The organism is Maribacter algarum (ex Zhang et al. 2020), assembly GCF_005885635.1.
GTDB classification, from domain to species: Bacteria; Bacteroidota; Bacteroidia; order Flavobacteriales; family Flavobacteriaceae; genus Maribacter_C; species Maribacter_C algarum.
The window spans coordinates 166436-191426 of the sequence record NZ_VATY01000003.1 but is presented as its reverse complement, the minus strand read 5'-3'; the positions used below and the strand labels follow the sequence as shown (position 1 = coordinate 191426).

The window sequence follows — 24991 nt, the reverse complement described above, 5'->3', positions numbered from 1 at the left end:
TATCTTTTACGTAGTGTCCCTTTTCATTACTACTCTTATTTAATCTTAACTGTTTTAGATACCCATGCAGAAATTTGCGAGGTTTATTTATTTTAAAGTGATGAAATGGTCGCTGAATGGTGATTTTCCATCACACGTTAAAAAGTGTGTTGTGGCTGTAGTACCTCATACCAGTTGGTGGGATTTTCCGTTGGGAATTATTCTTCGTAATGTATGGAATGTAAAAATCAACTTTGTAGGAAAAAAGAGCCTCTTTAAAGCTCCTTTCGGATGGTATTTTAAATGGATGGGCGGCGCACCCGTCGACCGAACAAAGAATAGCGATACTGTCACTGCAACCGCAGAGGTTTTTCAAACAAGAGATGTATTTCGATTGACTTTGGCGCCTGAGGGCACAAGAAAAAGAGTGAGCAAGCTAAAAAGCGGATTCTACTATATTGCAAAAAAGGCGCAAGTGCCAATTATTTTAATCGCTTTTGATTTTGGGAAAAAAGAGGTTAAGGTTTCTGAACCCATATGGCCTACAGATGATAAAGAAGCGGATTTTAAAACCTATGAAGACTTCTTTAAAGGAGTAAAAGGTAAAGTTCCAGAAAATAGTTATTAGCCTCTTTCTATTAGTTTTTTCTCTTTGGGAGCTTCTTTCTTCTTCGTGTTCCCCGGAAATACGAGATTTGTACTAGAATAAGAAGTACCGAAAGTCACACTTGCCGCATGTACCTGGCTAATTGCATCCAAAACTTGATGATCACCTAATTCTTTCAAAGGGTGAATAAAAACGGACCATATTACTTCATCACTTAGAGCATATTTGACGTCTAAGGCAGAATGGAAATTCGCCACTAGCATATTTAATAATTGCTCCTCCTTTAAATCTTTTGTTTCCACGATAGGAGAAATGATACGCATTCGATTGGCATTTTCGTCATAAACACAAATCAAAGGTCGCTCTTGATACATGAATTGTATGGTATTGCTATTGGTCATGACCGTGTCAGAAACTTGTGTGATTAGTTCTGATAGTTTTTCAGGATTCATATCCTGTGCTTTTGCTTTTGTCAAGACAACAAAGCTGAATAGGATGAATAGGTAGTAAACTCTTCTCATGTCTGGTTTTTTATATAAGTCGTATTTCCATGGTCATATTTACAAAATCTATTATAAGAATAAAAATTGCCTATTCATTTGATAATCAAAATCTAAGAATTCGATGAATTGCATACTCCGTAGTAAATATTGAACAATATCGGGCTGTACTTCTTCGTTGATAAAAAGTAAGAATAATACTACAATTATATTTATTAAAATTATTAATTAAAAAAATTTAGATTATGAAACAAATTACGTTTTTGATTTTTCTTTTTGGTATCACGTTCGCCTCACACGCACAAGATTTACGAATTACTGAAATCATGTACAATCCAAGTAATGCCGATAGCGCATGGGAGTGGATAGAAGTTTATAATGCGGGTACGGAACTAGCAGACCTAACTGGCTTTGTAATTGATGACAATAGTGGTGCCTCCTATAGTGAAGCAAATATCCCGTCAGGAACAATTCTTTCTGGAAAATCTGCTATTTTGTTCAATGCGTCTGTTTTATCTGAAAGTGACTTTCGTCAAGTTTGGGGTACCGTAGACTTGATTCCGGTTATACGTTGGAGCTCTTTGAATAATGGAGGTGATACCATCGGCATATGGAATAGTTTTGAGTCCTATTCCGGAGATAATACATCCCAAGAAAATGTTATCGAGCAGGTAGCATATGCAGCGGACGGAGAAATCTGGCCAGAAGATGACGGTTCTGCATCAATTTTTTTAAGGGATTTAGATTCGGACAATAATATAGGGACGAACTGGTCTTTGAGCACAGTTGGTATAGCTACACCGATTTTCAAAGCCTATGCCAGCATGGTTTTTGAAACAAACGAAGGTGAAGATATAGGGTCACCAGGACTCCCTGGTTCCGTTGATACCGAACGGCCCATGATTACATGTCCTGAAGCCTTAAATATGGTTTCAGATGTAGATAATTGCGGAGCAACTTTCCAATTACCATTGCCAACAGCTACGGATAATGAATCCACCCAAATACAATTCTCAGGAATTCGAAATGATGGATTGGAGTTAACTGACCTTTTTCCAGTGGGAGAGACCATCATAACTTGGACGGCCACTGATGAAACTGGAAATGTTTCAGATAGTTGTATGCAATCCATTACCGTAACAGATGAAGTGCCTCCAACATTGATATGCCCTGAAAGTATTATGGTATCCAGCCACGACGGAAACCCGGTGTCCATTGAAATAGAAGCTGCTACAGCAGCTGATGTTTGTGACGAGGAAATTGAGCTTTCGTTTTCTCGTAGTGATGATTTAGGATTACAAGATCCATATCCCGTTGGCATGACAACCATTACTTGGACAGTGACGGATACTTCTGATAATTTCTCAGAATGTGAACAAGTGATCACTGTTAATTCAAGTGCTTCAAATGAAAATGATATCACTTCATTTTCTGTTTCAGAACAAACTGGAGAACCTGTAATTAATACAGAAAATAAAACGGTGAACTTAAAAGTTCCTTTCGGAACGGAATTAGAGTCTTTGATTCCAACTTTGGAAATTTCTACAAACGCTACTGTAACTCCCGAAACCGGAGTTGCACGTAATTTTTCAACTCCCGTTGAGTATACAGTAACTGCCCAAGATGGAACAGATGAAATTTGGACTGTCATTGTAGAAGTTCTTGAGCAAGAAGAAGAAGAGAAGGATAATGAACTTTCCGTTACCAGCTTTATGTTAGTGAATGCAGAAACAAATGAAGATTTATTTCTGTTAGAAGAAGGAATGATGATTGCTATTGAAGACCTTCCAACAGTGCATTTAGATATTCGTGCAAATACTACTGAAAACGTTGAAAGTGTTCGTATTTCTTTGGTGGGAGCTCAAAATACAGTAAGAACCGAAAGCCTGTTGCCATACGCCTTGTATCAAGATTTACCGATTGGAGATTACAAGGGGAATGATTTCATACCAGGTAACTATACCGTTTCTGCTACTCCATATTCTGGAGATGCACTTCAAGGTGAAGCAGGGAATTTCTTGACCTTAAATTTTGAAATAATCGGTGTAATTGGAACACTTGAAATAGAGAGTTTTACACTTATTAATGCAGGAACAAATGAAGATCTGTTTACCATTGAAGAAGGAATGGTCATTGATATCAACAGCTTGCCTACAAATCATTTAGATATTCGGGCTAATACAACTGATGATGTAGAGAGCGTAAAATTGTCATTGTCAGGCTCTCAATTTTCTGCAAGAACAGAAAGTTTAGAACCTTATGCCTTATTTCAAGATCTTCCGATTGGAAATTACAAGGGCAATAATTTTTCCACCGGAAGCTATTCCGTTATAGGAGTTCCCTATTCTGAAGATAGTGCGAGAGGAAGTTTAGGTTCTTCATACAGAATCAATTTTGAGCTGGTCGACTCCAGTTTACAAGTAATCGATTTCATGTTGGTAAATGCGGATACAGATGAAGATCTTTTTGTTATTACGGAGGGAATGGTTATTGATATCAATGAACTTCCAACAAGGCATTTAGATATAAGGGCTAATACATCTGAAGATGTTGAAAGTGTACGCCTGTCTTTGTCCGGTGCTTTAACTTCCGCTCGAACGGAAAGTCTGGTTCCATATGCATTATTTCAAGATCTTCCGATTGGAGATTACAAAGGAAGTAACTTTGTAGTTGGCACCTATACCGTCTCGGCCATTCCATACTCAGAAAACAGTCTGAGGGGGCAAGTGGGAATGGCACTTTCAATAGATTTTGAGCTAAGTAATCCAATTGTTATTGTTGTAGCAGAAAAGTCAAGTTCAATAATCATTTCTCCTAATCCAGCCAGAACTGAAACACGATTGAGTTTTGAAAACTCCGTAGAATTGAAAGTGATAGAGATATACGACTTTAATGGAAGACTTTTAGAGTCTTTTAACGCTGAAGGTGTACTAAACGGAAATTCTTACCTAGTGCCTGTAAGCGGATTACACCCAGGAAATTATATTTTAAGATCACAAGACACACTAGGTGATTTTTATCAGGAGTTGCTGGTTATTTCGAGAGAATAGCTAACTAAAATAGTAGAATAGAGAGACGGAAATCATCCGTCTCTCTTTTTAATTTATCAGGAAGGTGAGTTCAAAATATATTCTACCTGACTTTTATCATAGAATTTACAATGTACTTTGACGAAATATATTACGTTTAATCGATTTATAAAAATAGGCGAATTCTTACAGTTTATTTTAGAGGTGCCAAACGTCGAAAACCTAAACTCAATGAATTCCCTCAAAAACTTTATTTCTTCAAGAAATCTTTACTTCCATTCGAAAACTATTATAACTCCGATTACTTTTCAAACTTTAGGTTGACTGCAAGAATAAATTAAAGCTACAGTTTTAACTCAAAACATATTTTGGTTCAAACCACCTAACATAGATTCTCATGAATAAAATTTTACTCTCGATTGCCTTCTTTTTCACATGTTTACTTTCTTTCTCGCAATGGACTCAAACTAATGGGCCTGAGGGAGGTTATGCAAATGATATTGTTCAATTGGGTGATGATTTATTTGTTTCTGCTAGTAATGGCGGAATTTATAAGTCCACTGATATAGGGGCGTCGTGGTTTCCGGTGAATTCAGGATTGCCGACTAATTCACAATCGTTGGTTTTATCTATTTACAGCGGCAACATTTATGCCTCAATAGGTAGCAATGGCATATATAGATCAACTGACTCAGGAAATAACTGGTTGCCTCTAAATTCTGGAATTGAGAATGAAACATTCTATACACTTCTTGTTGACGGACAAAATATTTATGCCGGGAATGCGAATGGTGGAATGACTTATTCGAATAACGGTGGTCAAACTTATTCCTATGTAGGTGGTAATATCGAAAACAGGCAGTTTCAAGATATTGAAATATATGGTTCAAAAGTATATGCAGCAGGTAATGGTCTTTATGAGTCTAGTGATAATGGGGCAACATGGCTAGAAGTTAGCATACAAGGCGATGGTCCAACAGGTGCTTATAAACTTCTTTCTTTTGAAGGAGCGTTTTATGTAGTAAGCTCAAGCAGGATTTTCAGATCTACAGATGATTTAAGTTTGTGGAGTGCCTCGCCATACTTCTTTGGCGAATCAATAAACAGTATTGATGGTTATCAGGAAAAAATATATTTCGGTGCCTCTAGCGGTAAGTACTTTTTTTCTGAAGATGAAGGTTCGAATTGGACGTCTGTTCTAAATCCATTAGCCTCAAGCTTTGTAAGAGGTATTTTGGTAAACGGCTCCAAAACCTTAATGATTACAAATGAAGGTGTTTTTGCTAGCTTAGATTCAGGCGTAACATGGTTGTCAAGTAATGCTGGAATTAGGGCTTTAGATGCAAGGGCATTATACTCAAATAACTCCTTTGCATTTGCAGGTACACTAGAACAAGGTATTTTTAGATCTGCGAATTCTGGCGATACTTGGGAAGCTATTAACTCCGGTTTGACGGGTTATGGCCCTAAACAAGTAAATAAGATTATTGAAGTAAACGATGTCTTATATATTGCAACTGGTGGAGGAATTTTTTCTTCATCGGATAATGGGAATAGTTGGAATTTGAAATTAGATCCAGGCCTGAATCAAAACAGTAATGATCTCGCCTATGATAATGGCATATTTGTGACCGCTACTTCAGGTTCAAGTATATATATGTCAACTGATATGACCCAATCTTGGAGTCAAGTGCCTATTGATGCTCTAAGCGAACCGAGTTACTTTGGCGAAGTAGAAATAAAGGGAGATACCATTGCCGTTAGCACAGGGGGAAGTATTTATACTAGCATAAATCTTGGAAACACATGGAAAAAGAGTACTCCAATAAGTAGTAATACAATTGGTGCGATTGAAATTTTAAATGAAAATTTATATGTGTCGAATTACAACGCGGTTTATGTGAGTCGAGACCTTGGTGATAGCTGGGAAAGATTAAACAATAGCTTTAGTCCAAATGGAATTAGGGATCTTGTAGTAACCGATGAAATTATTTATGCTGCTACTCAAAACGGATTTTACGTTACCGCGGAGGGTAGAAATGAATGGTATTCCTTATCTGAAGGTTTAGATGGCACTGCGATCAATAGTCTAGCAATTGATGACAATTATGTTTACGGAGGTGTCGGTTCGTCCAGCGTATGGAAATTACCAAAAACAGAAGCAGCCTTACCACCACCAATTGAATACCCTTTTGTCACAAGATGGTATACTGGAAATGAAGGTGCCTCAGAGAACAATCAAATTACGATTCCAACCTTTCCTGGAGAAATCTATAACTACATCGTAGATTGGGGAGACGGCACTACATCAGAAGGCGTTACAGGCGATATAACACATACGTATCCTGATATTGGAAACTATACCGTTAGTATCACAGGTACATTCCCAAGAATATATTTCAATAATTCTGGAGATGCAAGAAAACTATCGATAATTGACCGATGGGGCACGATTGAATGGACCTCGATGGAAAATGCCTTTGCGGGATGTGATTATTTGAATGTTTGGGCTTATGATAATCCCGATTTTAGTCAGACTACTTCTACAGAGGGAATGTTTAGAGACTGTCTTCGGGTAAATGCAGAAAACAGTAGTATCAATAGTTGGGATATGAGCGCTGTTGCTAGTATGAAGAAAATGTTTGAAGGTGTAGAAACGATAACTGGTGATATCACCGGTTGGAACGTAAGCAACGTAACCAATATGGAAGGCATGTTTAAAGACGCGGTTAATTTTAACCAAAATCTTGGGAATTGGAATGTCGAGAAGGTTAACAACATGGCAGATATGTTCAACGGTGCTGTCAATTTCAATGCAGATATTGGTGAATGGAATGTAATGAACGTTGCTACAATGAACAACATGTTCAGAGGAGCTCTTGAATTTGATCAGAACCTAAGTAGTTGGAATGTAGCAGAAGTCGGTGATATGCAGAATATGTTCACGGCAGTATCCCTCTCAATGGAAAATTATGATGCCCTTTTGACCGGTTGGAGTAGTCTTTCATCTGTTCAAAATGGTGTGCAGTTCGATGCAGGAAATAGTCAATTTTGTACTGCGATACAAGAACGTCAAGTACTTATTGATACCTATGGATGGCAGATAACCGATGCCGGGGAAAGCTGTACAATTGACACAACTAGTTTTATTACTTTTTGGAAAACCGATAACACTGGTACTTCTGAAGATAATGAAATTACAATCCCGACTTTTCCTGGAGAAATTTACAATTACACAGTGAACTGGGGCGATGGGACTACTGATACGGGGGTAATGGGAAATATTACCCATACGTATCCTACATCTGGTAATTACGAAGTATCCGTTTCAGGTGATTTCCCAAGAATTTATTTTAATAATGAAGGTGACAAAGAAAAAATATTACAAATAAAACAGTGGGGTAAAACTGCCTGGACTTCGATGGAAAATTCTTTTGAAGGATGTAATAATCTTGATATAATGGCTAGCGATCTTCCCGATTTGTCTAATGTCACCTCCCTTAAGTCAATGTTTCAATCTTGTAGTGCTCTGGTAGGAAATGATTTAATTGGTCAATGGGATGTGAGTGGTATAACGGACATGACTAACCTTTTTCTAGGTGCTTATAGTTTTAACAAGGATATTGGAAATTGGAATGTTAGCAATACAAGAGAAATGGCGGGAATGTTTTTTGGCACATCATTCAATCAAGACATAAGTAGTTGGAATGTTGCCAATGTCATTTCGATGAATCAGATGTTCTTTTTTGCGACTTCTTTTAACCAAGACATAAATGGCTGGGATGTTAGTTCCGTTACTGACATGGCTGCGATGTTCTTTTACGCTAGTAATTTCAACCAAGACATTAGCGGGTGGAATACATCAAATGTTCAAGATATGTCTTCTATGTTTAATACTGCTTCAGAATTTAATCAAGACATTGGCAATTGGGATGTATCAAGCGTTACTAAAATGCCTGGTATGTTCTATCGAGCGACAAAATTTAATCAAGAGTTAAACGAATGGAATGTTGAAAATGTAACTGACATGTCCGAAATGTTTTATGAAGCTTATTCGTTTGATCAGAATATTAGCAACTGGGATGTACAAAATGTAACTGACATGTCTAGCATGTTTAAAGATGTTGCCCTTTCTCAGGAAAATTATGACTCGATTTTGAATAGCTGGTCGTTGCTTCCAAATCTCCAAAATAATGTTGAATTTGATGCTGGTAATAGTCGTTACTGTTTAGGTGTAGATGCTAGGGAATCTTTAGTTTCCAATTATGGTTGGGTTATTTCTGATAAAGGAGAAAACTGCCCGGTTTCAACCGATGCTATTTGGTTGGAAGCAGAGTGTGCTGAAGTGGGGGCCAATTGGAATCTCGTGGAAAGCTCAGAAGCTTCAAAGGGGTCATATTTATTGGCACCAATAGGAAACAATTATAGCTCGGCACCTACAGATTCAAATTCTATAATATCATTTAATTTCGATGCAGAAGCAGGTAGTTATAAAGTTTTTGCCAGAGTAAGCGTTCCTTCTCAAGAAGATGACAGTTTTTGGGTACGTGCCAATGGAGGTGATTGGATACGCTGGAATTTGATTCCAGGGAGTAGTGATTTCAGCTGGCACCAAATTCACAATCAAGAACAAAACACGGTTTTTATCACTTTTGATTTAATGGGTGGCGAAAACACCTTGGAATTCGGACATCGCGAAGATGGTGCTGCTATCGACAAGATTTACGTTACCAAAACCAATGAACTTCCTGAAGAGTTTGGGGCATCAGCATCGAATTGTCCGCAAAATCCATTTGTTACCACATGGCAAACGGATATTGAGTATGAATACAGTACAGGTGTTACTATACCAACGGTTGGTGGAGGTTATGATTACACCGTAGATTGGGGTGATGGCACCAGTGATATTGGTGTTACTGGAAATATTACGCACTATTATGATTCGCCTGGAACTTATCAAGTATCGATAAACGGAGATTTTCCCAGATTTTACATGAATTATGGTTTTGACCGAAATAAGTTGGTAAGTGTAGATGCGTGGGGTGACATCCAATGGTATAGTATGGAAGATGCATTTGAAGGTAGTGAAAACCTGAATGTCCTGGCAGAAGATATTCCGGATTTGAGCTTAGTTACGTCCTTAGCTTCAATGTTCAATCAGTGCAAAAAACTTATCGGAAACGATAGTTTTAATTCTTGGGATGTAAGTACTATAAAAAACTTCTATGGAGTTTTTAGGAACAATCATCTTTTCAATGCCAACCTGTCAAGCTGGGAAACAGCAATGGGTACGAACTTTAGTGGAATGTTTGAAGGGGCCAAAGGGTTCGACCAAGATATAGGTAATTGGAATATGCAGAGTGCAGAAAATTTGGCGGTAATGTTTGCCAATGCTAGTAACTTCAATCAAGACATAGGTAATTGGGACGTTTCAAAAGTCACAAGTTTATTCGGGGTCTTTCAAAATGCTTCATCTTTTAATCAGAATATAGGAGCATGGAATGTTGGTCAAGTTACCGATATGTATGGTGTATTTGAAGGCGCTGTTTCTTTTAATCAAGATTTAAGTAATTGGGATGTATCCAATACAGAATATATGGTCCGTATGTTTTTTGGCGCCGTTGCGTTCGATCAAAACTTGGGTGAATGGAATATTGGCAAGGTATATTCTATGGATGATATGTTTGAAGGGGTCGGATTGTCACTAGAAAACTATGACAATTTATTGAAAGGTTGGAGTGAACTACCAAGCTTACGCTATGGAGTTACATTTGATGCGGGAAATAGTCAATATTGCTTAGGTGCCGATGCAAGACAACTATTAGTAAATAATCACGGCTGGAATATTATAGACGGTGGAGAAAACTGCACAGATACCCCACCCGTTGTTTTAGCAGGAGACAATCAGATGATTGTAATTCCCGCTACGACAAGTGCAATTTTTAATGGTTCTGCCAACGACCCTGATGGGGGTGAGATTGTTTCTTACGAATGGACACAAGTCAGCGGGCCTAATGACGCGATGCTCAGCGGGGAAAATACAGCTGACCTTACAGCAACGGGGTTCGTTGTAGGTAACTATGTTTTTAGACTGATGGCAATTGATGATGAAGATCAATCCGCATTTGATGAGGTAAGTCTTGAAGTACAGTCTGGTGGAACTTCTTCCCCAGTTGTAGATGCTGGTCAAGATCAAAATAGCGCGGAAACCACTATAAACTTGAACGGAAGTGGCAGCGATCCCGATGGTGGAGATGTAACTTATTTATGGACCCAAGAAAGTGGTCCAAATACCGCAACATTATCTGGTGCAGATTCATCAGATTTGGTGGCGAGCAACCTTGTGGTAGGTGATTATGTTTTCAAATTAACGGTAACAGACGACGAAGGTGATTCATCATTTGATGAGGTTACACTGACTATCACTTCAGATGAAGTATTTGCATTACGGATAAATGCTGGGGGTTCTGAAATACAATATGATGTAGAAACCTTTATTGCCGATACCTATTTCAATACTGGAAATACTTTGGATAGACCACAAACAGGTCTACCCGAACCTTTCCAAACCTTTCGATTTAGCCGTTCACAACAAATGAGTTATGACATTCCCTTGGAGGATGGTGAGTATACGGTAAACTTATATTTCGCGGAATTATGGTTTGGCGCAACTGGCGGTGGTTCAGGTGGAGCGGGAAGTCGTGTATTTGATGTCAGTATCGAAGGACAATTGGCAGAAGATAATCTAGATGTCTATGCTGAAGCCGGTGCGGATACTATGCTGATGAAATCACATACGGTAACAGTAACCGGTGGTGTATTGGATATTGATTTTGATTCTAGAGACGAGGTCGGCGGGGAACGTCACCCGATTATCAATGCGATTGAGATATTAGGTCAAGCATCAGAACCTGATGAAAGACCGTTTGTCACCACTTGGAAAACGGATAATCCGGGTACTTCTGAAGATAATCAGATAACGATACCTACCCACGATGGAGAAATCTATGATTATTCTGTGGACTGGGGAGACGGTACATCAGATATTGGAGTAACTGGCAATATTACTCATACCTATCCTAATTCTGGTATATATACCATTTCAATCAATGGTAATTTTCCTAGAATCTATTTTTTAGGTCAAGGGGATAAAGATAAATTAATCTCGGTAAATCAATGGGGATCGATAGAATGGTCTTCTTTTGCTGCTTCCTTTAATGGTTGTATGAATTTGGATATAGTTGCTAATGACACTCCCAATCTTTCTTCAGTTAGTAATTTTGATAGGGCATTCGCAAACTGTAAAAATCTTGTAGGAAATAGTAAGTTTAACGAATGGGATTTAAGCGCTGCGACAGATATGCGTTTAATGTTTTTTTATGCCGAACGGTTCAATCAAGATATTAGTAATTGGAATGTTAGCAATGTAACAGAAATGAATGGTATGTTCCGTTCAGCCATATCTTTTAACCAAGAAATCGGTTCTTGGAATGTAAGTTCGGTATCCACAATGGATTCAATGTTTCGTGATGCTATTTCTTTTAATGGTGATTTGGGAAATTGGAATGTTAGCAATGTTAGAGGTTTTGGGGGCATGTTTTTTTCCGCTAGCTCATTTAACAAAGATATTGGGCTTTGGAAGGTTAGTAGTGCAATGTTCATGGCCGATATGTTTAGGGAGGCTACTTCTTTTAATCAGGATATCGGTTCTTGGGATGTTAGCAATGTACTTACCATGCCTTCAATGTTTTCAGGAGCATCTTCCTTTAATCAAGACATTGGTGATTGGGATGTTAGCAAGGTTCAATTTATGAGGTATATGTTTTCCAATGCAATCTCTTTTGACCAAAATTTAAGCAAATGGAATATACAAAGCGTATTGGGAATTAATAATATGTTTACAGGCGCAACGTTATCCACTGAAAATTATGATAGTACTTTGTTGGGGTGGTCTGGACTATCTTCCGTCCTTACCGGACTTACTTTTGATGGTGGAAACAGCAAATACTGCCAAGGCGAAGAAGCCCGTCAAAAAATAATCGATGATTTTGGTTGGACGGTTACCGATGGTGGCAAAACCGAAGATTGCCCAGATACAACTTCATTCATTACCACTTGGAAAACAGATAATCCTGGGGTTTCTCAAGATAATCAGATTACGATACCAACTTATTTTATTGGAAGCTATAATTATTCGGTAGATTGGGGAGATGGCTCCTCCGATAGCGAAGTAACCGATGATATTACACATACTTATTCCGAACCTGGAACCTACCAGATTTCAATCACCGGAATATTTCCAAGGCTCTACTTCTATGATCAAACGATTAATGGGAAAGATAATTTGAAATTAGTCTCGGTAGATAATTGGGGTGATATAGTTTGGAACTCTATGGAATTTGCTTTTATCGGTTGTTCAAATCTTGATGTCAAGGCTACTGATACTCCGAACTTATCAAATACCGAAAGTATTGCCGCTATGTTTGCCAACTGTTCTTCCTTAAGGGGAAATGGTTCATTTAATTCTTGGGATGTAGGAAACATTAAGAATATGTCGAATGTTTTTGATGGCGCTATAGTTTTTAATCAACCTCTTAGCAATTGGGATGTAAGCAGAGTGGAGTCTACAGTTAGAATGTTTAAAGACGCTAGTCTCTATAATCAGGAAATGGCTACTTGGAACTTAATGAATTGTTTTGATACGGAATTAATGTTCCAAAGATCTACATCCTTTGATAGAGATTTAAGTTTGTGGGATATAAGAAATGTCAGAAATATGAGAAATATGTTTGATGGCTCAGGTTTATCCACCGAAAATTATGATAGTTTATTGAATGGTTGGAGCACTCAGCAACTGCAGACAAGAGTAATATTTAATGCAGGTGACAGTCAATTCTGTGAAGGCCGAGAAGCTCGAGAAAAATTAATAAGCGATTTTGATTGGTTTATTCAAGATGCTGGCAAAAGTGAAGACTGTGCTGACACAACATCGTTTATCACAACTTGGAAAACTGACAATCCCGGTAGTTCTAATGACAATCAGATAACCATTCCCACCCATCCAAATGAAATTTATGATTATGTTGTGGATTGGGGGGATGGAACTTCAGATTATGCAGTAACAGGCAGTATCACCCATACCTATGAATCACCAGGTTCATATCAGGTATCTATTTCTGGTATCTTTCCAAGAATATCATTTGATGTGGGAAACCCTGATTGGGTAAAATTGTTAAGTGTTGATCAGTGGGGTGATATCAAATGGAGCTCAATGGACGGTGCATTCTCTGGTTGCACACTTATGGATGTTTTGGCAACTGACACCCCTGATTTATCTAATGTAGACTCATTGAGTGGCATGTTCGATGTTTGTAGCAGTTTGAAAGGAAATGAGTCCTTTAATCAGTGGGATTTAAGTGGGGTCCAATATTTGTTCGGAATGTTTAAGGACGCCTACCTTTTTAATCAAAATATTGGAAATTGGAATACATCTAGTGTTCAAAATATGGGTGCAATGTTTAAGGGTGCCACTTCATTTAATCAAGATATTGGTGTTTGGGATACTAGCTCAGTGGAAACAATGTCAGGAATGTTTCAATTGGCTACTTCCTTTGACCAAGATTTGGGAAGTTGGAATATTGGTAATGTTAGTGATTTAAGTGAAATGTTTGACCAATTAAAGTTATCTAAAGAAAATTATGATGCACTTTTGCAAGGTTGGAGTACCCAACAATTACAAAATGGAATTATTTTTGACGGAGGCAACAGCCAATACTGCCAAGGTGAAGCTGCCCGCCAAAAACTAATCGACGATTTTGGTTGGTCGATTACCGATGATGGTAAAACTGCCGATTGCCAAGATACGACCTCTTTTATCACAACTTGGAAAACAGACAACCCTGGTGTTTCAGCAGACAATCAAATAACTATTCCAACCTTACCGGGAGAGACTTATAACTATTCTGTAGATTGGGGTGATGGTACATCAGACACAGAAGTGATTGGCAATATTACCCATGACTATGAAACAGGAGGAACATATCAAGTTTCAATATCTGGTGAATTTCCAGGAATAAATATGGGAATCTCTTCAGATAGTCAAAAGCTTCTTGAAGTCAACCAATGGGGTGATATTGCTTGGAAAAATATGGCTTATGCTTTTTCTGGTTGTTCCAATTTAAATGTAGTTGCGATGGATATTCCAGACTTATCACAAGTGCGGTTTACTGGTTCAATGTTTAGTGGTTGTGAATCGCTGGTGGGTAATGTTACTTTTAATGAGTGGAATTTGAGCAACGTTACTTCGATGTCAGAAATGTTCTTCAATGCAGAACAGTTTAATGCTCCAATAGGCAATTGGGATGTATCTAATGTATCGAATATGTATTTTCTTTTTGCCGGCGCAACTCAATTCAACCAAGATATTGGACAGTGGAATGTAGAAAATGTGAGCGGTATGTACGCTATGTTCTCCGGAAGCTCAAAATTTAATCAACCTATTGGGAACTGGAATGTTAGTAGTGTTACTGATATGTCCTTAATGTTTTCAGGAGCACTAGAATTTAATCAAGATCTTAGCGCTTGGGACGTAAGCAATGTAGTCCAAATGTCATCCATGTTTGATGGAACTCCGGCATTCAATCAAAATATTGCAGAATGGGATGTATCCATGGTGACCAATATGATAGATATGTTCTACGGGTCGGGCTTATCAAATGAAAATTATGATGCTTTGTTGAATGGTTGGAGTACACAACAACTACAAAGTGATGTCTCCTTTAATGCTGGCAACAGCCAATACTGCCAAGGTGAAGCTGCTCGACAAAAACTAATTGACGATTTCGGTTGGACAATCACCGATGCTGGTAAAGCTCCAGATTGCCCCGGGCCAAGTGATTTTGCTCTAAGAATCAATGCTGGCGGTACCGAAGTAGACTATAACGGAGAAAACTTTATCACCGATACCTTTTTCAATACTGGAAATACTTTAGACAGACCGCAAACAGGTCTACCAGAACCTTTTCAAACATTCCGTTTTAGTCGTTCACAGCAAATGGGCTATGATATTCCTTTAGAAGACGGTGAATATACAGTCAATCTTTATTTTGCAGAACTTTGGTTTGGTGCTACTGGTGGTGGTGCAGGCGGAGTAGGTAGTCGTGTTTTTGATGTTAACATTGAAGGACAATTGGCAGAAGACAATCTAGATGTATACGCAGCGGTTGGTGCTGATGCCATGTTGATGAAAACCTATACGGTTAACGTTTCTGGTGGAATCTTGGATATTGATTTTGATTCTAGAGATGCCGTTGGTGGAGAACGTCATCCGATTATTAATGCGATTGAGATATTAGGGAAAAGTACTTTGAATTTACCAAGCATTACCGGTTTTAGCCTATACAAATATGGCCTAGACGAAATTGTTCTTGATTTTGTAGATGGAGAAAGATATTCCAATGATTATTCGGCGGGGGAGATTGATGCCTTTGCTGGGCCACTCAACATCAGAACAAATTTAGAAGGAACAGTAGGCAGTGTTAAATTTGTCATGTCTGGAGCTGAGGAATTTGAATTTGAGGACAGTACTTTCCCTTTCGATGCTTATTCACCTTCTAAAAACAATTTTGAAGAGGCTGGGTTTTATACGCTTACAGCTACTCCATACAGTGAACCTGGGCTTAATGGAATTGAAGGAGAGCCTTTTGAACTGACTTTTGAGGTTTACAATAGATGCGAGGAACAGACTGAAGCTGCATATATAGAGACCATTCCGGCAGATTGTAATGGTAATGGCGGACGGGCTATATTACATTCCGCAATACCCCCGGATATTAATGAAATAATAGAGTTCGGAAACGGAGGTCGCTGGACTTTTGATACGGAACTAGACCTTTGGACTGCTGATGATTTACCTGCGGGTGAGTATGAGGTAGTTTTATATGAGGGTGATTATGGCGATTATAATTGTTATGGTTTATTGGAATTTGTTATTGAAGAGTCAACTTGCTCAAATGAAGACTTTTGGCTAGAAGCTGAATGTGCCGATGTAGGAGGTAATTGGAGTGTTATCAATAGTGCAGATGCTTCTGGCGGTCAGTATTTGTTACCACCCGCCGGGGCGAATTACAATAGTGCACCAACAGACCCGAATTCTGTGGTTACTTTTGACCTTGATGCGGAGGCAGGCAATTACAAGATCTATGCAAGGGTAAGTGTACCATCTCAAGAGGATGATAGTTTCTGGGTACGGGTCAATGGCGAAAGCTGGCTGCGATGGAACCTGATTCCGGGTAGTGCAGATTTCAGTTGGCATCAGGTCCATGACCGCGAGCTCAATACATCATTTTTGACCTTCGATTTAATTGATGGAATAAATACCATAGAAATTGGCCATCGTGAAGACGGTGCCGGGCTCGATAAGTTGTACGTAACAAGAACATCAAATGCACCTACTGGATTTGGTGAGGCCGATGAAACATGTAATTCAGGTATAAGTGGGAAACGGGCTATTGTAGAGACAAACGCCGCAATCTTGACACCTAACCCAGTAGTGAGCTCGACGACTTTGAGTTTCGAAAAGCCAGTGGAGCTTACCACAATCCAGGTGTTCGATGTAACGGGTAGGTTGGTACATTCCTACAATGGACCAGAAGTAGCCGATGAAGGTTCGTATCTTCTTCAAGTAGACGATTTGGAATCAGGCACCTATTTCATAAACTCGGTTGATGTCAAAGGAATAAAGCATAAAAAACAAATGGTAATTAAAAAGTAGAAAAGAATAATAATATCAAAAGAAAAGCGACCTGAAATTCAGGTCGCTTTTCTTTTTTAAAATACTACAAGTTCGAGAACACAAAAAAGATGCATTTAATCGATAAAGTACCATGTTATATCTATTTTTATGCTGAAGTAATATCCTACAAACCTTGTTTTTGTAAATTTAGTTAAGGCTAAATAGTTACCAGTAAAAGTCTTAACTGATATTAAAACCAAACCGTTATTGTATAATTAAAAACTAAAAAATTGGTAGAAAAAGGAATCTAAAATTCAAGTTGTTTTTTAATGAATATTTTTTCAATCGGAATTAAAAAATTGATTCCAGTTGTAATAAAATAGGCTCACAACAACTTTGCTGTTTGATACCACATAATACCGACACTTTGCAACATTAACTTGATAACCCCTTGAAATTAAGATAGTTTAAGGATGCGTTTCGATGTACGCCCTTCCCAAACTTACTATTATACTCCCCTGCTTTTTAGATACATATTAGAATACCTTTTTTTGGTATTCACAAAGAATGGGGTGCTTTTTCTCCCTTTATAATACATAGTAGCAAATAGTAATTTAAATGCAATTCATATGAAAAACTTTACTTTTTTAGCCTTGTTCATTTTCTTGTGTACCGCCAACAATCTTGAGGCTCAAGAAAATTTCGCCTTACGTCTGAATACAGGGGGCGCAACTGAGGAGTATAATGGAGTGACGTATGAAGCGGACAGTTATGCAGATACCGGCAACGTATTAGATCGACCACAAACAGGCTTACCTGAACCTTATCAAACCTTCCGATTCAGTCGCTCACAACAGATGAGCTATGACATTCCCCTGCCTGATGGGGATTATACCGTGAACCTTCATTTTGCAGAACTCTGGTTTGGTGCAACAGGCGGAGGTACTGGTGGAGTAGGTAGTCGTGTTTTTGATGTAAACATTGAAGGAGCTTTGGCTGAAGATAACCTTGATATTTTCGCTGAGGTCGGTGCAGATGCAATGTTGGTCAAGACACATAAGGTGACAGTTACAGGAGGAGTTCTTGATATTGATTTTGATTCTCGAGATGCTGTTGGTGGTGAGCGTCACCCTGTTATTAATGCGATTGAGATTTTAAGAAAACAAGTTCAGGAAAATATAGCTGTTACAGGGTTTTCTGTTTGGGAATTTTGGGGAGGTGATAGCCCATATGGAGCCTACCCCCTCAATAATGGTGACCAAATCGGACTTGTAAATAATTCCCGTCCTTATGTCGGCATAGGAGCTAATGTTAATGAACAAGTACAGAGCGTGCTTTACGAGTATATAAATGAAGAAGGTATTCCTGAAACAAAAGTAATTAATCAGGATATGGGGCTTGGAGTTTGGATAGAACCTAATACTAGCATTGGTATGCACACTATTACGGCAACACCGTATTCCGAAGTTGACCAAGGTGGTGAGGCAGGTCCGCCTAAGACAATAAACTATGAAATTGTAGATGATAGTACCAAACCAAGACCATTTATTACAACCTGGAAAACAGATAATCCTGGTATTTCAGCGACTAATGAAATAACTATACCCACTAACCCCAATGAAGTTTATGATTATACTGTGGATTGGGGCGACGGCTCTTCCAGTACAGGGGTTACAGGAAATACTTCGCATACATATGCCAATCCCGGTACGTATACGGTCTCTATAAATGGAACTTTCCCAAGTATATATTTCCGGAATCTTGAATTAAATGATTTTGTAGGAGATGAATTCAAACTTTTAACGGTAGAGCAGTGGGGAGATATTCAATGGTCTACCATGGCTTACGCGTTTTCAGGTTGTGAAAATTTAGATGTTAGGACTAATGACGTGCCCAATCTGGCCAATGTTCAGGACTTAAATGATATGTTTAGACGGTGTGAATCTTTAATCGGAAATGATTCTTTTTCACGATGGGATTTAAGTAACGTGACGAATACTAAAGGTATGTTTAACCGAGCGAGAAGTTTTAATCAAGACATATCTGATTGGAATGTAAGTAACGTGCAATATTTTGCCCTTATGTTTAGCCAAGCTGGGGATTTTAACCAAGATATCACCGGTTGGAATGTTAGTAAAGGAACCTCTATGACGGCTATGTTTCAATTAACTGAATCTTTTGACCAAGATATTAGTAACTGGGATATGTCTAATGTTACTTACGCGCGTTCCATGTTTTGGCAAGGAGGACTTTCTGTAGAGAATTATGATAAAATCTTAATAGGTTGGAGTCAACAAAATCTAAAACCAAACCTTGATATTAATTTTAGCAGTCGTTATTGTGAAGGTAAAGTAGCAAGACAATATATAATCGACAATTTCAATTGGAGAATTAGGGATGAAGGTATCCTCTGTAAAGATCAAGATGAAATTTGGCTTGAGGCTGAATGCGCCGAAGTAGGTTCAAATTGGAACATTGTTAACGATAATAATGCTTCCGGGGGTGCTTATTTACTTGCACCTTCAGGAAATAATTATTATCAACCCCCAACTGATGAGGCCTCTATAATTCGTTTTAAATTCAGTGCAAATGATTTTCTCTACAAAATTTATGCAAGAGTAAGTGTGCCATCTCAGGAAGATGATAGTTTCTGGATACGTGTAAATAATGGCGAATGGGTACGATGGAATTTAATACCAGGTAGTAGTGAGTTAAGCTGGCACATATTTCATAGACAAGAGAATCCTCGAAACTCCTTGGCATATGATTTAACTTCTGGTGAGAATATTATAGAAATTGGGCATCGCGAAGACGGTGCAGGTATTGATAAACTATTTGTTGTACGGGCTGACGATCAAAACGGTCCAGATGATATTGGAGAATCTGGGGCAAATTGCGAGCCCATCGCTTTTAGACCTTTTATTACCACTTGGAAAACGGACAATGAGGGATTTTCCGAGGACAATCAAATTACAATTCCAACACACCCGGATGAGGTATATAATTATACGGTGGATTGGGGAGATGGTACTTCTAATTCTGCGGTAACCGGTGATATTACACATACCTATGCTACACCTGGTACATACAGAATTTCAATAGTAGGCAGTTTTCCGAGGATTTATTTTAATGATTTTATTCTTTCTTTTGATACTGATTTAAACAAGATAATTTCTATTGATCAATGGGGCGATATCGAATGGAATAGTATGGAAAATGCCTTTAGGGAATGCCGCAGATTGGATGTGGTGGCCCCAGATGCACCCAATTTATCTAATGTTACCTCAGTACGTGGAATGTTTAGAGATTGCACCCAGCTAATAGGAACTGACGCATTTAATAGCTGGGATGTTTCCAGTGTGACGAATATGATATCGATGTTCTCTCGTGCCGTAGCATTTAACCAGGATATTGGTGATTGGGATGTTTCCAATGTAACACGTATGGGATCGATGTTTTTAAATGCGGATGTATTTAACCAAGATATAGGCGATTGGGATGTTTCCAATGTGACCAATATGGCAGGGATGTTCGAAGAAGCAAGATTGTTTAACCAAGATATAGGCGATTGGGATGTTTCGAACGTGACCGATATGACCGAAATGTTTAAGTTGACGAGGCAATTCAATAGTGATATTGGGGACTGGGATGTGAGCAATATAGAAACACTAAGAGGCACATTTGCAGGGGCAGTAGCTTTTAACCAAGATCTTAGCCAGTGGGATGTATCGAATGTTGAAAACATGTTCGCTACTTTTAATCTAGCAAGTTCTTATGACCAAGACTTAGGGGATTGGGATATTCGGAATGTTTCCAACCTGGGTTACTTCCTGAACAATACCGCGATGTCAACCGGTAATTATGATAACACATTAAGAGGATGGGCCAATTTGACAGGTTTAAATTCAAATCTCAATTTGGATGCTATTACAGTTAGCTATTGCAATTCAGATAATGCAAGACAAAAGTTGATTGAGGATTATGGCTGGACAATCAATGATGCTGGCAAAGCAGCAGATTGTCAACCTTCTTCAAACGATGAATTCTGGCTAGAAGCCGAATGTGCCAATGTCGGTGGAAACTGGAGTGTAATTAATAATGCAAATGCATCAGGCGGACAATATCTATTGCCACCAGCAGGAGCGAATTACAATGGTGCGCCTAGCGACCCGAATTCGATTGTAACTTTCGATGTTGATGCGGAAGCAGGCAATTATAAGATCTATGCAAGGGTAAGTGTACCATCTCAAGAAGACGATAGTTTCTGGGTACGGGTCAATGGGGAGAGCTGGCTGCGATGGAACCTGATTCCGGGTAGTGCAGATTTCAGTTGGCATCAGGTCCATGACCGCGAGCTCAATACATCATTTTTGACCTTCGATTTGATTGATGGAATAAATACGATTGAAATAGGCCATCGTGAAGACGGCGCGGGGCTCGATAAGTTGTACGTAACAAGAACATCAAATGTACCTACCGGATTTGGTGAGGCCGATGAAACATGTAATTCAGGTATAAGTGGCAAACGGGCTATTGTAGAGACAAACGCAGCAATCTTGACACCTAACCCAGTAGTAACGTCTACCACTTTGAGTTTCGAAAAGCCAGTGGAGCTTACCACAATCCAAGTGTTCGATGTAACGGGTAGGTTGGTACATTCCTACAACGGACCAGAAGTAGCCGATGAAGGTTCGTATCTTCTTCAGGTAGACGATTTGGAGTCAGGCACCTATTTTATAAACTCGGTTGATGTCAAAGGAATAAAGCATCAAAAACAGATGGTCATTAAGAAATAGTAGATATATTTTGTACTCATAAAAGAAAAGCGACCTGAATTTCAGGTCGCTTTTTTTAGTTTTATCTAACATCATTCTTGCATCGTATGATACACATTCTGCACATCATCATCTTCCTCAATTTTTTCTAAAAGTTTCTCAACATCCGCAACCTGCTCTTCTGTAAGCTGTTTTGTTACTTGCGGAATACGCTCAAAACCAGAAGATAAAATTTCTACTTCACGTTTTTCCAATTCTTTTTGAATGGCGCCAAAACTTTCAAAAGGTGCATAAATTAGAATTCCATCGTCATCAACGAAGACTTCCTCGGCACCATAGTCAATCATTTCCAATTCTAACTCTTCAGGGTCGATGCCTTCAGCTGGAATTCTGAAATTACAAGTATGGTCAAACATAAATTCAACCGAACCTGAAGTGCCTAAATTACCATTACATTTATTGAAATAGCTGCGTACATTGGCAACGGTTCTTGTATTGTTGTCAGTAGCGGTTTCAATGAGAATGGCTATTCCGTGGGGAGCATAACCTTCAAATAACACTTCTTTATAATCTCCTTGACTTTTATCGCTTGCCCTTTTTATGGCACGTTCAATATTGTCCTTAGGCATGTTCACGGACTTTGCATTCTGAATAACAGCGCGAAGGCGTGAATTTGAATCTGGGTCAGGGCCTCCTTCCTTTACGGCAATAACTATGTCTTTGCCAATACGTGTAAAGGCTTTGGACATTGCGGACCAACGTTTCATTTTTCGTGCTTTTCTGAATTCAAAAGCTCTTCCCATAGTGATATATTATTTTATTTGAACGATAGCAAATTTAAGAAAATCAAGTTCAAGCTCAAATGTAGAATTTTGGTTAGTTAATTATCCAACTGCCAACTGCCAACTGCCAACTGCCAACTGCCAACTACGAACTGCCAACTGAATTATTCCCCCTCAATTATTTCTTCAATAGTATGTGCCAACTTAAAATCTTTCTCTGTTACGCCGCCAGCATCATGCGTGTTTAATCGAATGTGAAGATTCTTGTAAACATTACTCCAATCGGGGTGATGTCCCTGGGCTTCGCATTCGAAAGCTATTCGAGTCATGGTGGCAAAGGCTTCTTTAAAGTTTGCAAACTCAAAAGAGGTTTCGATAGCTCCGTCTATATATTCCCACCCGTCTAATTTTCCTAAATATTCCGTGATTTGTTGTTCTGATAATTTTTCCATGCTCATATTTTTTTAATATCATTTCCTCAAAAGAGGAAATCTAACGGTGTTTCTTGATTAAATCAACTTTCATATAATTTGAAATCTTTCAAAAGTACTGAAACGTTTTATAGTACCTAAAAAAGTCTTGAGTCTAATAGCTAAAAGCGAAGTGGTCTTGAGTCTTTATTATTTAGCTTAAAATATGATGGTCGATAATGTCCTGATAGCTCATCTGCAGGTTTTTCGGCAGTTTATTATCCTTTGGAAGTACGGCTAGATAACGGTCTTCATTAGTTGTGTAGACCCTTTTGTAAATAGGGTTAAAATTGCCTATTCGTTCAACCACCTCTTGAATGAATTCTTCGTGATGTACCAAATCTTTGCTTCCTAAATGAAAGACTCCGGTTTTATTCCTATTGATTAAATAATGAACTTGTTGTGTCAATTTATCAGCGCTCGTCACATTCAATATTAGGTTGGGAAAGACCTCTACGGGTTCATTCTCCAAAATAAATTTCTTGATTTCCTTAATCCTTGGAGAACCGTTACCAAATACCATGGGTACCCTTAGAATTGCCATTTTTTCTTTAGGAAGTCGCAGTAACATATTTTCAATACGAATCTTCAACCTGCCATAAACACTCTCCGAAAGTGTCTTGTCATTTTCATAGGAAGGATACTTACTATAAGCGTCAAAAACATTAGCAGAAGAGATAAAGTACAATTTGCAATCATGCTGAATGAGGTATTCTGTGATATGTTGATGCGCCTGTACCTGGGCAGCAAAGTTTCCGCGGACAGCAGATATGATGATATTCGGACGGACTTTTTCCAACAACGAAAAGATGTCATCTTCCGTCATGTCATACTTAAAAAATTGCTGGTTTTTTTCGAAGGATCTTCTAGCCGTGTTATAGGTTCCGTAGGTGTCGAAATAGTTACAGAGTTCCTTGTAAATGGAGTTTCCTATAAAACCGCTTCCTCCTAGAATGAGTATTTTTTTTCCTCCGTCATATTGCTTTTCCTTTTTTTTACTCATCCAAGCCTATGCTTTATAAAAAGGAAGTTTTACAACTGTTGCCGGAACAGCATTTTTACGAATCTGGATATTAATTTTGCTTCCTACTTCTGAAAAAATAGTCGGTACGTAACCCAGTCCAATACCTTTTCCCATAGATGGTGACATTGTTCCTGAAGTAACAATACCAATCTTTTTTCCTTGTCCGTCTACGATATCATAATCGTTTCTAGGAATTCCACGTTCATCCAATTCGAAAGCAATAAGCTTCCGTTCTGGTCCGTGAGCTTTTTCCTTGGCAAGTGCTTCACTATTGACAAAATCTTTTGTGAATTTGGTTATCCATCCTAAACCTGCTGCAAAAGGAGAAGTTTCATCATTGATATCGTTTCCATAAAGACAGTATCCCATTTCTAGCCGTAAAGTATCTCTTGCTGCAAGTCCAATGGGTTTAATTCCAAAGTCAACTCCAGCCTCCAAAACCTTATCCCATACTTGCTTTACTTCTTCGTTTTTACAATAGATTTCGAATCCCCCAGAGCCGGTATACCCGGTAGCAGAAATAATTACATGTTCGATACCAGCGAAATCCCCAACTACAAAATTGTAAAATTTGATAGTCGATAAGTCTTCTGAAGTTAAACTTTGCATAGCTTCAACTGCCTTTGGGCCTTGAATGGCCAAAAGCGAATATCCCTCAGAAATATCACGCATTTCAGCATTGAACTCTGCGTTGTATTTTGAAATATGATTCCAGTCTTTTTCAATATTTGAGGCGTTAACCACCAGCAAATATTGTTCTTCTTTCATTCTGTAGACAATAAGATCATCAACAATACCACCCGTTTCATTGGGAAGACAGCTATATTGTGCCTTTCCAATAGTAAGTTTGCTTGCATCATTTGAGGTAACTTTCTGAATCAAAGCTAAAGCGTTCGGACCACCAATCAAGAATTCCCCCATGTGGGAAACATCAAAAACACCAACTCCATTTCGAACGGTTTCATGTTCAACATTTACACCTTCGTAAGAAACAGGCATGTTATACCCTGCAAACGGGACTATTTTAGCGCCAAGAGCTTCATGTGTTTGGGTCAAAGCAGTATTCTTCATATCTAAATTTTTAGCTTAGCA

The 24991-nt window shown here is 38.5% G+C and carries 9 protein-coding genes; 4 read left to right on the top strand and 5 right to left on the bottom strand.

The annotated features are described in order from the left end of the window. Positions 1 to 100: 100 nt before the first annotated feature. Positions 101 to 607 carry a 1-acyl-sn-glycerol-3-phosphate acyltransferase gene (locus FEE95_RS14575; RefSeq protein ID WP_317129256.1) on the top strand — a complete coding sequence of 169 codons (507 nt, stop codon included), beginning with the start codon at positions 101 to 103 and terminating at the stop codon, positions 605 to 607. On the opposite strand, the gene FEE95_RS14570 is transcribed toward FEE95_RS14575, so the two are convergent. Then, a complete protein-coding gene (locus FEE95_RS14570) occupies positions 604 to 1107 on the bottom strand; it encodes a hypothetical protein (protein ID WP_138658739.1) in 504 nt (167 codons plus the stop codon). The genes FEE95_RS14575 and FEE95_RS14570 overlap by 4 nt on opposite strands. Before the next feature lie 224 nt (positions 1108 to 1331). Between FEE95_RS14570 and FEE95_RS14565 the strand changes: the two genes are divergently transcribed. The 3 genes from FEE95_RS14565 (at position 1332) to FEE95_RS14555 (ending at position 21644) form a co-directional block, all read left to right on the top strand. After that, the gene (locus tag FEE95_RS14565) at positions 1332 to 4136 is read left to right on the top strand and encodes an HYR domain-containing protein (RefSeq protein ID WP_138658738.1); all 2805 of its coding nucleotides are present in this window, start codon (positions 1332 to 1334) and stop codon (positions 4134 to 4136) included. A gap of 376 nt (positions 4137 to 4512) precedes the next feature. After that, positions 4513 to 16887: a BspA family leucine-rich repeat surface protein gene (locus tag FEE95_RS14560; RefSeq protein ID WP_138658737.1), complete on the top strand. Its 12375-nt coding sequence runs from the start codon at positions 4513 to 4515 to the stop codon at positions 16885 to 16887. A gap of 590 nt (positions 16888 to 17477) precedes the next feature. Next, positions 17478 to 21644: a BspA family leucine-rich repeat surface protein gene (locus FEE95_RS14555; protein WP_138658736.1), complete on the top strand. Its 4167-nt coding sequence runs from the start codon at positions 17478 to 17480 to the stop codon at positions 21642 to 21644. Positions 21645 to 21715: 71 nt separating this feature from the next. Here FEE95_RS14555 and FEE95_RS14550 read toward each other — a convergent pair whose 3' ends face one another. The 4 genes from FEE95_RS14550 to gcvT form a co-directional block, all read right to left on the bottom strand. Next, positions 21716 to 22426: a YebC/PmpR family DNA-binding transcriptional regulator gene (locus FEE95_RS14550; protein ID WP_138658735.1), complete on the bottom strand. Its 711-nt coding sequence runs from the start codon at positions 22424 to 22426 to the stop codon at positions 21716 to 21718. Between the two features lie 143 nt (positions 22427 to 22569). After that, entirely contained in the window at positions 22570 to 22857 is a 288-nt protein-coding gene (locus tag FEE95_RS14545; protein ID WP_138658734.1) for a 4a-hydroxytetrahydrobiopterin dehydratase, read from the bottom strand. Between the two features lie 172 nt (positions 22858 to 23029). After that, the gene (locus FEE95_RS14540; protein WP_138658733.1) at positions 23030 to 23878 is read right to left on the bottom strand and encodes a sugar nucleotide-binding protein; all 849 of its coding nucleotides are present in this window, start codon (positions 23876 to 23878) and stop codon (positions 23030 to 23032) included. Between the two features lie 6 nt (positions 23879 to 23884). Then, a complete protein-coding gene (gcvT, locus tag FEE95_RS14535; protein ID WP_138658732.1) occupies positions 23885 to 24970 on the bottom strand; it encodes a glycine cleavage system aminomethyltransferase GcvT in 1086 nt (361 codons plus the stop codon). Positions 24971 to 24991: the final 21 nt, after the last annotated feature.